The following is a 14,755-nucleotide window of genomic DNA, read 5'->3' on the forward strand; positions in this document are numbered from 1 at the left end:
GTAATGGCGATTAATCGCAAAGGTATTATTTTGGCTGGGGGCTCTGGTACCCGTTTATACCCAGTAACTCAAGCTGTCTCTAAACAGCTCATGCCGGTGTATGATAAGCCGATGGTCTATTATCCATTGACCACCTTAATGCTTGCTGGCATAAGAGATATTTTGTTGATTTCTACCCCACATGACTCCCCGCGTTTCGCTGAATTGCTAGGCGATGGTTCTCAATGGGGTCTCAATATTGCGTATTGTATTCAACCATCGCCTGATGGCTTGGCGCAAGCATTTACTTTGGGAAAAAACTTTATTGGCAATAACCCAAGCGCTTTAGTGTTGGGCGACAATATTTTTTACGGTCATGAGTTAGTTGATAAGCTCGATAGCGCTAATGAGCGCGTTAGTTGTGCAACTATATTTGCTTATCACGTTAAGGATCCTAGTCGATACGGTGTTATCGAATTTGATAAAGATTGCAAAGCTTTGTCTATTAAAGAGAAGCCCCTCAATCCACGAAGTAGTTATGCAGTAACGGGGCTTTATTTCTATGATAATCAAGTGTGTGATATCGCCTCTTCGATTCAACCTAGTGCGCGTGGTGAGCTGGAGATTACTGATATCAACCGCGTGTACCTCGAAAAGAATCAGCTCAGAGTGGAAATTATGGGGCGTGGTTTTGCGTGGTTAGATACTGGAACACATGATTCTCTGTTAGACGCAGCAGGTTTTATTGCTACCTTGCAAAAACGTCAAGGTCTTATGGTGTCATGCCCTGAAGAAATTGCTTATCGTCAAGGCTGGATTACTGCAGAAGATGTTCTCACAATTGCCACCAAATTGTACAAGAGTAATTACGGGCAATATTTAGCGAGGCTTTTGAATGAGGTTAATGCACCCGCCCAATCAGGCTCCATGTCCCATACAAAGACCGTCGGATTGAGGTAGCCATGAGTATCCTCTCTAAGTTTCAGGTAATGCCTACTGCTATTCATGATGTTTTGGTGATTGAACCTACAGTATTTGTTGATCATCGCGGCTGCTTTATAGAATCCTTTAACGCCCTAGACTTTGCAGCCGCCACGGGTTTGACTGTGAATTTTGTTCAAGATAATCATTCATTTTCAGGTCAATGGACTCTGCGCGGCATGCATTATCAATTAAAGCAAACCCAAGGTAAGTTAGTTCGGGTGGTTGTTGGCAGAATATTTGATGTAACGGTCGATATTCGTAAAAACTCTCCTACATATGGCAAGTGGGCTGGCTTGGAATTAAGCGCTCAAAACCACAAGCAATTATGGATACCGGCTGGTTTAGCGCATGGCTTTTTGGTCTTGTCGGAAACTGCTGAGTTTTTGTATAAAACAACTGATTACTATCACCCGCAAAGCGAAGCCTGTCTAGCTTGGGACGATCCAACTGTTGGTATTGATTGGCCTTTGCCTGCAGGCATCCCCCCCAATATGAATGCTAAAGATTCTGCAGGTTTATCGTGGGATGTTGCCCCTAAGTTTTAATCAAATTTAGGTGTATTTACAAAAGATAAGATAATGCTCGCATGAGCACTTCGCCCAAAATCCTGTTGGTGAAACTATCCTCTCTTGGGGACGTATTGCATAACTTGCCGATTGTGTGGGATTTACGTGCGCGTTTGCCGGATGCACAAATTGACTGGGTGGTCGAAGAAGGGTATGTCCACTTACTTGAGCCCTTGCTGTCGCGTGATGGTTTTCGAGGAATCGATCGTATCATTCCCTTTGGATTACGTCGCTGGAAGAAAAATATTTTTAAGTTAGCGACGTGGAAAGAGTTTTTTGCATTTAAAAATGCCCTTCAAGTTTGCACTTATGACGTATTGATCGAAACGCAGGGCCTACTCAAATCTGCCATCGTTTGCTCCCTGGCTAAGAAAAGTTCTGACGTTGTAGTTGCAGGCCTTGCTAATGCAACAGAGTTCTCAGGTTACGAACCGTTGTCGAGATCTTTTTATAATCAGCCAGTGCGGGTCCCCAAGCGGTGCCATGCGGTTGATCGTTCACGCTGGGTGATGTGTTCAGCTTTAGATCTGCCATTGCTGGAGAGAAGTGATGCGCCTGAGTTTTATCCCAAAGCATTTGTAAAAAATATTCCAAGCGCTGTAATCCAAGGCTTGAAAGTGCCCTTTATTCTTTGTTTTCATTCGACTGCACGTGAAGCGAAGCGTTGGTCTAATGACGATTGGATTACGCTAGGCAAAGATTTATCTGCCAGAGGATATCAAGTGGTTTTCCCTTGGGGCAGCGCCAAGGAGAAATCTGTCAGTATGTCTCTTGCAGAGCAGATTCCTGGAGCGCTTGTACCTCCGTCATTTTCGATTGAAGAGGCATTCTCAGTCATTGCTGGAGCTGCTTTAACAGTGGGGGTAGATACTGGTCTGACTCATCTGGCGGCGGTCCTGGATAAGCTGACTGTAGAGATTTATTGCGATTCACCACGTTGGAAAACAGAAGGCTATTGGTCTGATCGAATTTGTAACGTGGGCGATATTCAAAACCCAGCCAGCGTTCAAGAGGTTCTTGGCGCATCTTTAAAGCTTCTAGATCAAGCTTAAATATTGACAGATTTTTAGTTATTAACGCAGTAAGGTATTGATAGAGATGAGATCTTCATCTGATAGTGCCGCCGCATGTGCCTTTAGCTTTATGGCATTCATAATTGTGTTGTAGCGCGCTTGTTGTAGTTGTGAGCGTGTAGTGATCACGGTGTCTAAAGCAATTAATACATCGATATTGATCAAAGTCCCGACCTGAAATCCCAGCTTACTAGACTCCAGCGCTGAAGTGGATGAGCGCTCAGCTGCCTCATAGGCTTTGACGCTGGCTAGGCCACCATAGAAGCCAGTGAATGCTGCACGGGTACTTTGGGCTGCAGTACGGCGTGCATTGTCATAGTTTGCCTTTGCTGCATCTAGCAGGGCAGCATTCTGACGAATCAGCGAGCTGTTGTATCCGCCTGAGACTAAGGGGATAGTCATCTGTAAAGCAATAGTGTTGTTATAAATATTTGTTTGTGACGGCGTTAAGCTATTGGCCGATCCATTCGAGGTGTTGTAGCCAGCGGTACCTACAAAATTAAGAGAGGGATAGTTCAGCGCTTGCGAGGCGTTATAGCTACTTTCAGCTAAGCTGACAGATAGCTGACCGGCTAGCACATTGAAGTTTGCAGCCTCTGCTTGATGTATCCAATCCTCAAGGGTTTGGCCTTGTGGCAAATGGGGATTTACGTTATCTGCAACTGGAATGCCATTACTGTCTTTTGCTTTAGAGCGAGGGTCTTTGAGAACGCCATCAATCTTAGCCTCTTTAGTGAGTGGCTTTAAGGCGCTGACTGGACGACCAACCAATTGCTCTAATACACCACGTTTCACAATCAGATCTGCCTGAGCAGCAATTTCTTGAGAATTAGCAAGGTCAAGAGCTGCTTGTGCGGTGTTGACATCAACAATGGTGGCCAGTCCAGCATCAAACTTGGCTTGAGCAATCTCTAGTTGCTGTTTGATTAACCCTTTTTTATTACGATAGAGCTCTACGTTATCTTGGCTGGTGAGTGCATCAAAGTAGGCTTGCGATACTCTGATGATTAAATCTTGTTGCGCTAAGTAAAAGCGCATATCCGCAATCTTGGTATTGAGGTCACCTTGTTTAAATGCCTCAAATGCTGCCATATTGAAGACAGGTTGAGTGAGGGTGACGGTATAGTTTTTTTGGTCGTATACCCGATTGCTAGGATATGAGCTAGCAGGAGTATTGCCTGCTGCATGCTGATAGTAGCGAGTGCCCCCAGGTACAGCGCTAGCCTGTGGGAGTAAGAGGGATAAGCCCTGCCAATAAAGCTCTTTACTAGCTTGATAGTTAAAACGAGCAGCATTTAATACGGGATCGCTAAATGCTGCTTCTTGGTAGAGTCGAATTAAATCAGTTACCTGACTAGTATTAGTTGCACTGTTAGCGCTGACATTAGATGGTGCTACATTGATCGGAATGGCTTGCTTTGGCAAAGCGACCATCTGCGGCGGCATGTCTAGACCTGCTAAAGACTGTGCACTCACACGGCTTGGCAATGAAGATTTGGCCCCATTAGCGCTTTGCGCTAGCGCTGCGGATGGATAGACTCCGAGTCCGAACGCCTGACCCAGGATTACACCAAAAGCGGTTAACTGAGGGAGGCGAAAACGTGTTGATGTCATCTAATTCGGGTACTTTTCAATGTGCCATGAAGTTTAAGGCTTATTTGCCAAAAGCGCTGGATTTAAGCCTTATTTTGCCAAATCCTAGGATCTGCTTCATCTATCTATAAAATTGAGCCTATGGATCTAATTTTGCTAGCTAAAGCGGTAGTACTGGGGGTAGTGGAGGGCTTAACCGAGTTTTTGCCAATCTCCAGCACGGGTCACCTGATTTTGGTTGGTGATTTGCTCGACTTCAATGATGAGCGTGGAAAGGCTTTCGAGGTCATTATTCAGTTTGGCGCGATTTTGGCAGTCTGTTGGGAGTTCCGAGAAAAGCTCTGGAAGGTTGCCTCTACCGCTCGAACAAGCGCCATCTCTCAACGCTTCATTTTCAATCTATTGATTGCCTCTATTCCGGCGATGGGTTTAGCGTTCGTATTTGGCAAATACATTAAAGCTGTTTTGTTTGCGCCCATTCCAGTGGCTACTGCATTTATCGTTGGTGCGCTGGTGATCTTCTGGGCGGAGCGCCGTCAGCAAAAAGTCATGTCAAGCAAATCACATATTCAATCGGTGGATGATCTCACCACAATGGATGCTCTAAAGGTCGGGCTGGCGCAATGCGCCGCTTTAATCCCTGGAACTTCTCGTTCAGGTGCCACCATTATTGGCGGCATGTTATTTGGCTTGCCGCGTGCAGTTGCGACTGAATTTTCCTTCTTCTTAGCAATTCCTGTAATCGGCGGTGCAACTGCTTACGAACTTCTCAAGCTTTGGAAAAATCCCGTTACTTTGTCTGGTGAATTTACCTGGGCGATTGTGGTTGGTTTTATCTCCGCCTTTATCTCCGCTTTTATTTGTGTGCGCTGGTTGATTCATTATGTTGCTCGACATAATTTCATTCCATTCGCTTGGTATCGCATTGTCTTTGGTGTGCTGGTATTGGTGAGTGCGTACACCGGCCTTGTAGCCTGGTCTCACTAACCAAGATAATTCAAATTCATAGATGCAGATTGGAATAAATATGGATGTATCAATTGACGCTATTACCAATAATATTCAGCTGGCATTAGCACCAGTCTTTTTATTGACTGCAGTAGCAACCTTAATTAATGCGATCTCTGCTCGCTTGGCTCGATCGGTGGATCGTATGCGCGCTATTCAGCACCGAATTCAAGAGGGTGGCATTCAGGATCAAGACATGCTGGCCCATATGATGAAAGAAGCGAATGAGGCAAAGGTAAGGGGACGTCTTTGTACAGCTGCGATTTTCTTTGATGTATTAAGCGGTGTATTTATTTCCTTAACAGTTCTAGAGCTATTCTTCTTTCAAGCGGGTGCAGTTCGATCATTACAAGCTACCTACGTCATTTGGACCTTCGTATTGGGTCTCATATCGTTTATGACATCCTTATCTATCGTCTTGGGCGAAGTGGTTTACGCCTATCGTTCGGCTGGCTGGAATACGCCTTTCCCGAAATAAAGATATTTCTATAGTGACTATTTCTAGAACAGACCGCATTCGCTCTTTTGTATTACGTGCTGGTAGAACTACTGCTGGCCAGCAGCGGGCTATTGATGAATTGGGCCCTCAGTTCTTAGTGCCATTTCAGGAGACCGTATTGGATCTTCCTCAGGCTTTTAATGGCTCTTCTCGTCCAAAGATATTGGAGATTGGTTTTGGGATGGGTGAGACCACCGCCAAAATTGCTGCCTTGCGTACTGAGGATGATTTTTTGGCAATTGAAGTCCACCCCCCAGGAGTTGGCGCTTTACTAAAACTGATTGGTGAAAACCAGCTCACTAATTTACGTTTGATTCGTCATGATGCAGTTGAGGTGCTAGAGAAGATGATTACGCCTAATTCTTTGGATGGCATTCATATTTATTTCGCGGATCCTTGGCATAAGAAGCGTCATCACAAGCGCCGCCTAATTCAGGCAGAGTTTGTGAGACTGCTGGTTTCTCGTCTCAAGCGTGGCGCCTACTTGCATTTAGCTACCGACTGGCATAACTATGCTGAGCAAATGCTCTTAGTATTAAATGCAGAGCCCGACTTAGAAAATACCTCTGCTGATCAAATAGGCATTGAAACTTTTTCAGCGACTGATGTTGCTAGTGAAATTGAGCTTGCTAAAGAGTATTTTAAAGAATTCAAGCCGACTCTTGAGCAGATAGGGGCTAAGCATTCTGGGTACGTTGAGAGACCTGCATATAGACCAACCACTAAGTTTGAAACCCGCGGCATTAAGCTGGGACATGGTGTGTGGGACTTAGTCTATAAGAAAAAATAAAGTAGCGATGATGTCAAAAATAAAGCCGCTCTTTTAGGTTAAATGAGCGGCTTAGTTGTTTCTGATCTTAGCTTACAAACCAAGACAAACGTATTTGAGTTCTAGGTATTCATCCATGCCGTAGACGCTACCTTCACGTCCTAAGCCAGATTGTTTCACCCCTCCAAATGGACCCACTTCATTGGAGATGATTCCAGAATTCACGCCCACAATGCCGTACTCCAATGCCTCTGCTGCTTTCCAGATGCGACCAATATCTCGGCTGTAGAAGTAAGAAGCTAATCCAAATGGACTGTTGTTCGCTAATCTTATTGCCTCCTCGTCGCTTTCAAAAGCAATGATGGGGGCTACTGGACCAAAGGTTTCTTCATGAGTAATGAGCATGTCATTGGTGACATTAGACAAAATCGTTGGTTCATAGAAAGTGCCTCCCAATGAAGATCGCTTACCGCCGCTGACCAGCTTAGCGCCTTTGCTAAGTGCATCAGCCACATGCCTTTCTACTTTCTCAAGTGCGGCTTGCTCAATCAGTGGGCCTTGAGTGATTCCAGCCTCCATGCCGTTACCTACTCTAATCACTTGAATGGCCTTGGCAAACTTCTCCACAAATTGATCGAGCACATTCTTGTGGACATAAAAGCGATTCGCGCAAACGCAAGTTTGACCAGAGTTGCGATATTTAGACGCCATTGCGCCAGAGACTGCCGCATCGATATCTGCATCTTCAAAAACAATAAAGGGTGCATGGCCACCAAGTTCGAGGGCTAATTTTTTTACGGTAGGTGCACACTGAGTCATCAAAATACGGCCTACTTCTGTAGATCCAGTAAATGATAGATGACGAACTACAGGTGAGGCGCACAGTGTTTGACCAATCACAATAGATTGCTCAGCATCTGCCGTCAGAATGTTGATTACACCTGCTGGTACACCAGCACGTTGTGCAAGTTCAGCTAGGGCAAGAGCCGATAGCGGAGTTAGTTCGGCGGGCTTAATAACAATGGTGCAACCTGCTGCCATTGCTGGCGCAATCTTGCGGGTAATCATGGCAATCGGAAAGTTCCACGGAGTAATTGCTACGCAGACACCAATCGGCTGCTTCATCACGATGAGACGTTTATCGCTCCAGGTTGTGCTTGGAATAGAGCCTGCTACCCGTTTAGCTTCTTCTGCAAACCATTCAATAAATGAAGCGCCGTAGACTACTTCACCAGTTGCCTCAACTAAGGGTTTGCCTTGTTCTAGAGTCATCAGAGTGGCAAGGTCTTGAGTATTCTGAATAATCAGATCAAACCATTTGCGCATCACCTGGGCGCGCTCTTTAGCGGTTTTACATTTCCATTCCTGAAAGGCGACCTCTGCAGCTTGGATGGCTAGTTCAGCATCTTTAGTCCCAAGATTACTTACTTGTGCAATGTGCTCGCCGGTAGCTGGATTAGTAACAGCAAAGTTATTGGCAGACTTTACCCAGGCCCCTTTAATGAAGGCATCCTCTTTAAACAAGCTCGGATCTTTGAGTAAGGGGCGAATATCTATTTTTTGCATGGCAAAGTCTCCAAAATCGTTCTAGCTATTGATGCTTAATAGCTTAATCTATTTAATCAATTGATTTTATCCCTCAAGCGAGGGTAATGAAAAAACCCCTGAACTCTGAACGAATGCAGGGGTCTAGTGAACTGCTTTGCGAGGCTTGGGCTGCTGGTGAGCTTAGCCCGCCTGAATCTCTGCACCTCTTAGCTTTTGAGCTAAGAGGTCTAGAACCCCGTTCACGTATTTATGACCATCGGTACCACCGAAGGTCTTAGCAAGCTCTACGGCCTCATTAATAGCTACTTTATATGGCACGGATAGGTCGATAGCTAATTCATAAGCACCGATCAATAAAGCGGCATGCTCAACAGGAGAGAGCTCATTAATAGGGCGATCCAGTGCAGGGGTAATGATGCCTTCGAGCTCATCTGTACGCTCTAAAACGCCAGAAAAAATGCCTTGGAATAAATCATGTTGGCAACGACGAAAGCCAGGGTCTTCTGCTAACTGTTTAGCGATGGCTGCGGCATTCGGCAGGCTACCTGCGCGACGCATCACCAGGCTTTGATATACACCTTGCAGGGCATACTCACGAGCACGGCGGCGTGGCGTTAGAGAGCGTTTTGGTGCGCTGGCCACAGGGGCTTGTGTTGTTGCGGGGGTCTTAGTCATATCAATCATCACTCTTCGCTGGGATTGATTTCAAAATCAATGTCTGGTGTGAGGGCTAATGCTAGGTTAGCCATTTCAACAACGGCTTTAGCGCAATCAGCACCTTTAACTTGAACCCGAACTTGTGCTTGCTCATCCGTCTCGCAGGTGAGAACACCATTGGCAATTGGTAGCCCAGACTCAAGACAAACACGGGTAATGCCAGCCCCAGATTCATTCGATACAAGTTCAAAGTGATAAGTCTCGCCACGGATGATGGCGCCTAGCGCAACCAAGCCATCAAACTCACCTGTTTCAGCCAGCTTTTGAAGTGCGAAGGGAATTTCTAATGCGCCCGGCACGGTGACTAACTTAATGTCAGATTGGGCAACACCTAACTTGATGAGCTCTTCAATACATGCGGTAGTGATTGCAACGCAATGCTCTTCATTAAAGCGCGCTTGTACGATGCCAACGCGTAGATCCTGACCATTTAGATCGGTAGCAAGTACGCCTACAGCAGATTCGTCATTGGATGTGTTCATTATATTTTCCGGAATTACTTATTGTTTAGATTCAAGATGAGATTGAAAAGGGGTGTAGCCAGTCACTTCGAGCTTATATCCAGATAGGCTTGGCACCGGACTTGGATTGGCTAGCAAACGCATCTTTCCTACACCAAGATCTTTGAGGATTTGCGCACCGATGCCATAAGTACGAAAATCTGTTTTGCGTGCTGGGGGTGCACTTCGGTTTTCTGACTGTGTACCATTGAGTTTATGAAACTGTGCCAACCAATCTGCATCTCCTGGAGCTGCAATACCAGAAGCATTGAGTAAAACAGCGACGCCAGCTGGTGAGGCTGCTAACTTTTGTAGTGCTTGAGCCAGCGGCCAAGAGTGGGTGCTGACATTAGCATCCAAGAAGTCTAATGCTGTAAGGGGTTCATGTACACGAACTAAAGTTTCTACGCCCTCCGAAGGTTTGCCGTGAACTAAAGCCAGGTGAATGCAAGAGCTTGGGGTATCGCGATAGACGATGCCCTGGAACTTGCCCCAAGGAGTGTTGAACTCACGCTCGCCTTCGCGGACCACAATACTTTCATGTTGGCTGCGATACTGAATGAGGTCAGCAATACTGCCAATTTTTAATTGATGTTCTTTTGCAAACTCTAATAAATCTGGCAAACGTGCCATGCTGCCATCGTCCTTCATGATTTCGCAAATCACAGCGGTAGGTGAGCAACCTGCCATTGCTGCTAAATCACAACCAGCCTCTGTATGGCCTGAGCGAATCAATACGCCACCAGGCTGTGCCATTAATGGAAAAATATGACCTGGTTGAACTAGGTCGTTTGGTTTTGCATTAGCCGCAACCGCAGTTTTGATCGTATGGGCGCGGTCAGCAGCTGAAATTCCGGTAGTAACGCCACTAGCCGCTTCAATCGAAACTGTGAAATTGGTTCCCATGGATGTGCCGTTATCACGCACCATCAAAGGAAGATTAATTTGTTGGCAACGTTCGCGTGTCAAAGTCAGGCAAATTAATCCACGACCATGCTTAGCCATAAAATTTACCGCCTCAGGGGTGACATGGTCAGCGGCGAGTACTAAATCACCTTCATTCTCACGATCTTCTTCGTCAACCAAGATCACCATCTTGCCAGCTTTCATGTCGGCAACGATTTCTTTAGTGGAAGCGAGGATATTTTGCATAGCTCTCTATTTTAAGCTGAGGAGGTGCTTTTGGCTCCTACCCTGCGCACTGACCCCCATATCCAGCATTTCTGACGATCGGCGCCCATTTATTAACTGTATTCCCTTGATGTGACTTAGGAGAATGGCTAATGCTCAAGATTCCCAGTGGATACAGCGATAGATCTACTAAGCCCCAGGATTTAAAAGGACAGGCCAATGGCTTTGTCTTGTTGGAAGTGCTTGTAGCGATGAGCTTGATAGCAACTAGCTGGATCAGCCTTGGTAATACCTATCAAAAATTAGTACTCGTTATGGGGCAATTAGGGGCAAGACGACTGCAAATACACCAGGAGCTAGACCAACATGAGATCGCCCAAGCTGAAGCAGGAAAAATCGTATCAAGAGAAAGTCTATTAAATGAGTCTAATGGAGTGCCTCGTCGGATTCACCCTATGCCTCATCTTGGTAGAGCCTCTATTAAAAAATAGTGGAGAACTGATCGTCAAACAAATTGAGCTGGAGAAATCCCAATCACTCGCTCTTGAAGCAGATCGCGCTTTGGAATTGATTGGCCGATCCATTCGCATGGCTGGATTTCAAAATTTCCCATCCCCATTGGCAAGGCAATCACAACAATCAAAAAAAGACTTTATTGATATTCAGAAGGGAGTTGGATTTCGAGGTTCGGATTCCATCACAGTAAAGCATGAAGTATCTAAAGGAGTTGACTTTGATTGCGTAGGAAATGTTATTACCAAAGAGCGCACCAAGAAGAATATCTCTCAACAGGGATTTATTGTTGATCGGCAGGCAAGCCTTCCTAAGGGTGTGCGAGTAAATGGCGGTTCACTCATTTGCCAATCGCTGGATCGTCAGGGCCGCTTACAAAACACCACTTTAATGAATGGTGTAGAGCGTTTATCGATCGAACCCATTCAAGTTGGTCATCTGCCTATAAGCCAATCCGCCAAAGGGCCGAAAACATTCAGGGTGACGCTGGAGATGACTGATGGAGCAAGGATTCAGCGCGTATTTGAGCGTACTTTTTCTACAAGAAATCTTTAGTGATTATTGCTTGGGTCTTATCTCTATTTATGTTGATCTCCTCCTTGATTCAGATCTTGGAGCGCTCTGTCGCGCTTGAACTCATTCGCTTTGACGCTATTACCAGTGCGGGGAAGAAATTGATCGAATCTGAAAAATTACTTTTAGAGTGCCAGGAAAACATGGCAAGCGTTGCTTCATTGAATCACTCTCATTGCCATATTCAATCTGTCGGAAAAAATCTCTGGCTAATTTCTACTAAAGACAAACCCACCATCGAGATCTTGGTTTTCCTGGATGAAAAAACTAAACAAGCCACCCGCTTAAATTGGCGCCAAGAATTTGAATGAACGGTGATTTGAATGAATGGTATGAATGATAAAAATTTGAATTACCTCAGAATGGAAAGTGGCGGCAGTTTGCTGGAGCTAATGGCCGTGGTGCTATTGATTGCCATCATGGCGGTCATGTCAATGCCGCTACTACAAAATGGCATGGCCGTTCGACAAATTGATACTATCGCTCGACGTTTTATTGTTCATGCGCAATTTGCACGAGGACAAGCTTTAATGCTGGGCATTCCAACCCAGATTGCTCCTATTACCGACAAGCTTTGGGATGAGGGGTGGGTAGTGAAAAATGCCTGTTCGGAGAAGCGGGCGTCATCAGCCTGCGTCGAGCGCTATTGGTTTTCTCAAGGGGATATAGCGCCGATTTACTTTAAGGGTGGGGGCAAGCAATTTATTGACCCCCATAGTGGAAAAAGAGGGATTCTGTTTAATGCAGCGGGGGCTGCTAAAACGGGCCAGGGAGGCTTTGTAGCCAATCGTCTGATACTGGGCCATGAGCAAGTTGCCAGTCTTGAGAGGCAACTGATTTTGGGTAGTGGTGGTCGCTGGCGCATTTGTGATCCTGTTCGGGATACCAAAGCCTGTAGATAGTTTGTAGGTAAATTTGCTCCTCTAGCCCGCAATCGGTTTTAATAGACCTATGTACACCGCTGTTGACCACCAATTGATGAGTGAGGCCTTGGCCGAAGCTCAAAAGGCCCTCTATTTATCCAATCCCAATCCGCGGGTGGGTTGCGTGATCGCGAAGGATGGAAAAGTGATTGGTCGGGGTTGCACGCAAAGAGTGGGTGGACCTCATGCGGAAGTTCAGGCATTGGCTGAAGTCAGGGCGAAGGGACTGGATCCTGCTGGATCGACGATCTATGTCACTTTAGAGCCATGCAACCATACTGGCAGAACCCCACCTTGTGTTGATGCCTTAATTGAGGCAAAGCCGGCTATGGTGATTGCAGCCATGTCTGATCCAAATCCTTTGGTAGGCGGCCAAGGATTAGAGCGTCTTAAGTCTGCAGGAATTGAAGTGCGCTGTGGTTTGTTAGGGGCGGAAGCCATAGCACTCAATCTGGGATTTATTTCTCGGATGACTCGTGGTTTGCCTTGGGTGCGGATGAAGATTGCTGCCAGCCTAGATGGGAAGACCGCACTCCCAAATGGGCAAAGTCAGTGGATCACGGGACCGCTTGCAAGAACCGACGGACATCACTGGCGTGCTCAAGCCTGTGCCATTCTGACGGGCGTAGGCACTGTGAAAGAAGATGATCCCACTCTGAACGTGAGGGATGTTCAAACGGAGCGCCAGCCTTGGAGAATTATTGTGGACTCTAAACTGGGGACACCACTCAATGCAAAGATTCTTGGTCGCTTAGATCAATCCGGAGTGATTCTGGTGTGCGCTTCTTTAGATTCTGCGGATACAAAAGAAAAAGCTGCAGCATTTGAGGCTCTTGGTGTTGAAGTGATTGCGATGGCTAATGCTCATGGCAAAGTAGATTTGCCAAAACTCTTTGCGTATTTAGCAAAAGAGCGCCACATGAATGAAATCCATGTCGAGGCGGGATTTAAGTTAAACGGATCTTTGCTACGAGAAGATTGTGTGGACGAGCTTTTGCTCTACTACGCCCCCTTCTTTATGGGTGATGGTATTGGCATGGCAAATATTTCTCCTTTGGCGGCATTGGATCAACGCCAGGATTGGCAAATCATCGATCAAACCCTATTTGGCTCTGATCTACGTTTACGCCTGAGCAAGCAGTCATAAAAAAGAACTAAAAAATAAGCAATAACATCCCAAGAAAAATAGATTAAAAAATCCACTCATTACTACTAAATAAAATCTCACTATGTTTACTGGAATTATTACGGCAGTTGGTCAAATCAAAAGCGCTCAAGCTAAAGGTGATGGCCTGCACTTAGTAGTTGAAGTACCTTCTGGATATCTTGATGATGTTGCATTGGGTGACAGTATTGCTATTCAGGGTGCCTGTATGACGGCTACTGAATTGACTGATACTACTTTTGCTTTAGACATCTCTCGCGAGTCTTTGAGTAAGACGATTGGTCTGGATAAGGTGGGCCCTGTTAATCTTGAAAAAGCGCTACGTCTCAATGATCGATTGGGTGGTCACTTGGTGAGCGGGCACGTTGATGGGGTAGGCAAGGTGGCGCATTTTGCCGCTGTCGCAGGCGATGCTTATGGCTCATGGTTATTACAGATTGAGGCGCCCAAAGAGCTTGCGCCATTTTTAGCTTACAAGGGATCTATTGTGGTGAACGGTGTTTCACTTACAGTCAATCAAACTCAAGATAGCAAAGAAGCTTGCTTAGTCGATATCAATATTATTCCGCATACACTTGAGAACACTACATTAGGGAAACTCAAGCAAGGTGATGTTGTCAATCTCGAGGTGGATTTAATTGCGCGCTATGTTGCGCGAATGCTAGAAAGCCAGTCTAAGTAACTATTTTCTTTTACCTGCTTTTTTATAAACAGCTGACTGATTTCGCTTGCCAACTGCAATAATCAGAACAATAAGTCTGTGGTCTATAACTTCATAAACTAGCCTATAGCCAAGTGCTGCTAGTTTTATCTTATAGAAATTATCTAGGTCACCATGTAACCTGGCGGAAGCAACTCTAGGATTTTGAATTCGTTTCTCAAGCTGCTTTTTGAACTGGCTGCGAACTGAGTTATCTAATTTTTGCCACTCTTTTAAAGCAAGTACATTGAACTCAAGACTATAGGTCTTCAAGTTTTACTTTCACCGTTTTCCCAGTGCTGCGCGCTTTAATGACTTTAATGAGTGAGAGGTCATCCACCAAGTCAAGCAGCGCTTCATATGCTTTTGCTGAAAGTAGATAGGCTTCAGGTTTATTGTGATTCAGGACAGCAACGGGTAGATCCCCTGCAATCTCTAAAATTTTGCTTGGATTACGCCTCAGATCAGTCATGCTGACCGTAGTTTTGGCATGAATGGTTTGCGTAATTGTCAT

19 protein-coding genes are annotated in these 14,755 nt (G+C 45.6%); 12 read left to right on the forward strand and 7 right to left on the reverse strand.

The window, feature by feature from the left end; all coding sequences use genetic code 11:
* The first annotated feature begins 3 nt into the window (after nt 1–3).
* Genes rfbA through waaC form a run of 3 tightly spaced genes read left to right on the forward strand, consistent with a single transcriptional unit; the run spans nt 4 to nt 2,581 of the window.
* The gene (gene rfbA, locus GQ359_RS01275; protein ID WP_371822448.1) at nt 4–939 is read left to right on the forward strand and encodes a glucose-1-phosphate thymidylyltransferase RfbA; all 936 of its coding nucleotides are present in this window, start codon (nt 4–6) and stop codon (nt 937–939) included.
* A 2-nt stretch (nt 940–941) separates the two neighbouring features.
* Nucleotides 942–1,508 (forward strand): dTDP-4-dehydrorhamnose 3,5-epimerase, encoded by a 567-nt coding sequence (gene rfbC / locus GQ359_RS01280; RefSeq protein ID WP_215387159.1) that lies wholly within the window; start codon nt 942–944, stop codon nt 1,506–1,508.
* Nucleotides 1,509–1,549: 41 nt separating this feature from the next.
* Entirely contained in the window at nt 1,550–2,581 is a 1,032-nt protein-coding gene (gene waaC / locus GQ359_RS01285; protein WP_215387160.1) for a lipopolysaccharide heptosyltransferase I, read from the forward strand.
* A gap of 21 nt (nt 2,582–2,602) precedes the next feature.
* Here the strand turns inward: waaC and GQ359_RS01290 are convergent, their stop codons facing one another.
* A complete protein-coding gene (locus tag GQ359_RS01290) occupies nt 2,603–4,216 on the reverse strand; it encodes a TolC family protein (protein WP_215387161.1) in 1,614 nt (537 codons plus the stop codon).
* Between the two features lie 120 nt (nt 4,217–4,336).
* Between GQ359_RS01290 and GQ359_RS01295 the strand changes: the two genes are divergently transcribed.
* The 3 genes from GQ359_RS01295 to trmB are packed head-to-tail and all read left to right on the forward strand — an operon-like array spanning nt 4,337 to nt 6,492.
* Nucleotides 4,337–5,182: an undecaprenyl-diphosphate phosphatase gene (locus tag GQ359_RS01295; protein ID WP_215387162.1), complete on the forward strand. Its 846-nt coding sequence runs from the start codon at nt 4,337–4,339 to the stop codon at nt 5,180–5,182.
* Nucleotides 5,183–5,222: 40 nt separating this feature from the next.
* On the forward strand, nt 5,223–5,681 hold the full coding sequence (locus tag GQ359_RS01300) for a DUF2721 domain-containing protein (protein WP_215387163.1): 459 nt from the start codon (nt 5,223–5,225) through the stop codon (nt 5,679–5,681).
* A 13-nt stretch (nt 5,682–5,694) separates the two neighbouring features.
* A complete protein-coding gene (gene trmB / locus GQ359_RS01305) occupies nt 5,695–6,492 on the forward strand; it encodes a tRNA (guanosine(46)-N7)-methyltransferase TrmB (protein ID WP_251367896.1) in 798 nt (265 codons plus the stop codon).
* Between the two features lie 72 nt (nt 6,493–6,564).
* On the opposite strand, the gene GQ359_RS01310 is transcribed toward trmB, so the two are convergent.
* From GQ359_RS01310 to ribBA, 4 genes are all read right to left on the reverse strand, one after another.
* Complete coding sequence (locus tag GQ359_RS01310; protein ID WP_215387164.1) at nt 6,565–8,037, reverse strand: NAD-dependent succinate-semialdehyde dehydrogenase; 1,473 nt, start codon at nt 8,035–8,037, stop codon at nt 6,565–6,567.
* Nucleotides 8,038–8,199: 162 nt separating this feature from the next.
* Nucleotides 8,200–8,694 carry a transcription antitermination factor NusB gene (gene nusB / locus GQ359_RS01315; protein ID WP_215387165.1) on the reverse strand — a complete coding sequence of 165 codons (495 nt, stop codon included), beginning with the start codon at nt 8,692–8,694 and terminating at the stop codon, nt 8,200–8,202.
* An 8-nt stretch (nt 8,695–8,702) separates the two neighbouring features.
* The gene (ribH, locus tag GQ359_RS01320; protein ID WP_215387166.1) at nt 8,703–9,218 is read right to left on the reverse strand and encodes a 6,7-dimethyl-8-ribityllumazine synthase; all 516 of its coding nucleotides are present in this window, start codon (nt 9,216–9,218) and stop codon (nt 8,703–8,705) included.
* A gap of 18 nt (nt 9,219–9,236) precedes the next feature.
* On the reverse strand, nt 9,237–10,388 hold the full coding sequence (gene ribBA / locus GQ359_RS01325) for a bifunctional 3,4-dihydroxy-2-butanone-4-phosphate synthase/GTP cyclohydrolase II (RefSeq protein ID WP_215387167.1): 1,152 nt from the start codon (nt 10,386–10,388) through the stop codon (nt 9,237–9,239).
* A gap of 131 nt (nt 10,389–10,519) precedes the next feature.
* Here ribBA and GQ359_RS01330 point away from each other — a divergent pair, with 131 nt between their 5' ends.
* The 6 genes from GQ359_RS01330 to GQ359_RS01355 all read left to right on the forward strand — a co-directional run bounded on the left by GQ359_RS01330 (nt 10,520) and on the right by GQ359_RS01355 (nt 14,223).
* Nucleotides 10,520–10,858: a prepilin-type N-terminal cleavage/methylation domain-containing protein gene (locus GQ359_RS01330; RefSeq protein WP_215387168.1), complete on the forward strand. Its 339-nt coding sequence runs from the start codon at nt 10,520–10,522 to the stop codon at nt 10,856–10,858.
* The gene (locus GQ359_RS01335; RefSeq protein WP_215387169.1) at nt 10,797–11,435 is read left to right on the forward strand and encodes a hypothetical protein; all 639 of its coding nucleotides are present in this window, start codon (nt 10,797–10,799) and stop codon (nt 11,433–11,435) included. Before GQ359_RS01330 ends, GQ359_RS01335 begins: the two co-directional genes overlap by 62 nt.
* A complete protein-coding gene (locus tag GQ359_RS01340) occupies nt 11,435–11,764 on the forward strand; it encodes a hypothetical protein (protein ID WP_215387170.1) in 330 nt (109 codons plus the stop codon). Before GQ359_RS01335 ends, GQ359_RS01340 begins: the two co-directional genes overlap by 1 nt.
* Nucleotides 11,765–11,785: 21 nt before the next feature.
* Nucleotides 11,786–12,355 carry a Tfp pilus assembly protein FimT/FimU gene (locus tag GQ359_RS01345; RefSeq protein ID WP_251367897.1) on the forward strand — a complete coding sequence of 190 codons (570 nt, stop codon included), beginning with the start codon at nt 11,786–11,788 and terminating at the stop codon, nt 12,353–12,355.
* Between the two features lie 49 nt (nt 12,356–12,404).
* The gene (gene ribD, locus GQ359_RS01350) at nt 12,405–13,523 is read left to right on the forward strand and encodes a bifunctional diaminohydroxyphosphoribosylaminopyrimidine deaminase/5-amino-6-(5-phosphoribosylamino)uracil reductase RibD (RefSeq protein ID WP_215387171.1); all 1,119 of its coding nucleotides are present in this window, start codon (nt 12,405–12,407) and stop codon (nt 13,521–13,523) included.
* 82 nt (nt 13,524–13,605) lie between these two features.
* On the forward strand, nt 13,606–14,223 hold the full coding sequence (locus GQ359_RS01355) for a riboflavin synthase (RefSeq protein WP_215387172.1): 618 nt from the start codon (nt 13,606–13,608) through the stop codon (nt 14,221–14,223).
* Here GQ359_RS01355 and GQ359_RS01360 read toward each other — a convergent pair whose 3' ends face one another.
* Both GQ359_RS01360 and GQ359_RS01365 read right to left on the reverse strand, forming a co-directional pair.
* The gene (locus GQ359_RS01360; protein ID WP_215387173.1) at nt 14,224–14,514 is read right to left on the reverse strand and encodes a type II toxin-antitoxin system RelE/ParE family toxin; all 291 of its coding nucleotides are present in this window, start codon (nt 14,512–14,514) and stop codon (nt 14,224–14,226) included.
* Nucleotides 14,501–14,755, reverse strand: coding sequence for a type II toxin-antitoxin system prevent-host-death family antitoxin (locus GQ359_RS01365; protein WP_215302514.1), 255 nt, complete (start codon nt 14,753–14,755; stop codon nt 14,501–14,503). The genes GQ359_RS01360 and GQ359_RS01365 overlap by 14 nt, the downstream gene beginning before the upstream one ends.

The organism is Polynucleobacter sp. AM-7D1 (assembly GCF_018688455.1).
Taxonomy (GTDB): domain Bacteria; phylum Pseudomonadota; class Gammaproteobacteria; order Burkholderiales; family Burkholderiaceae; genus Polynucleobacter.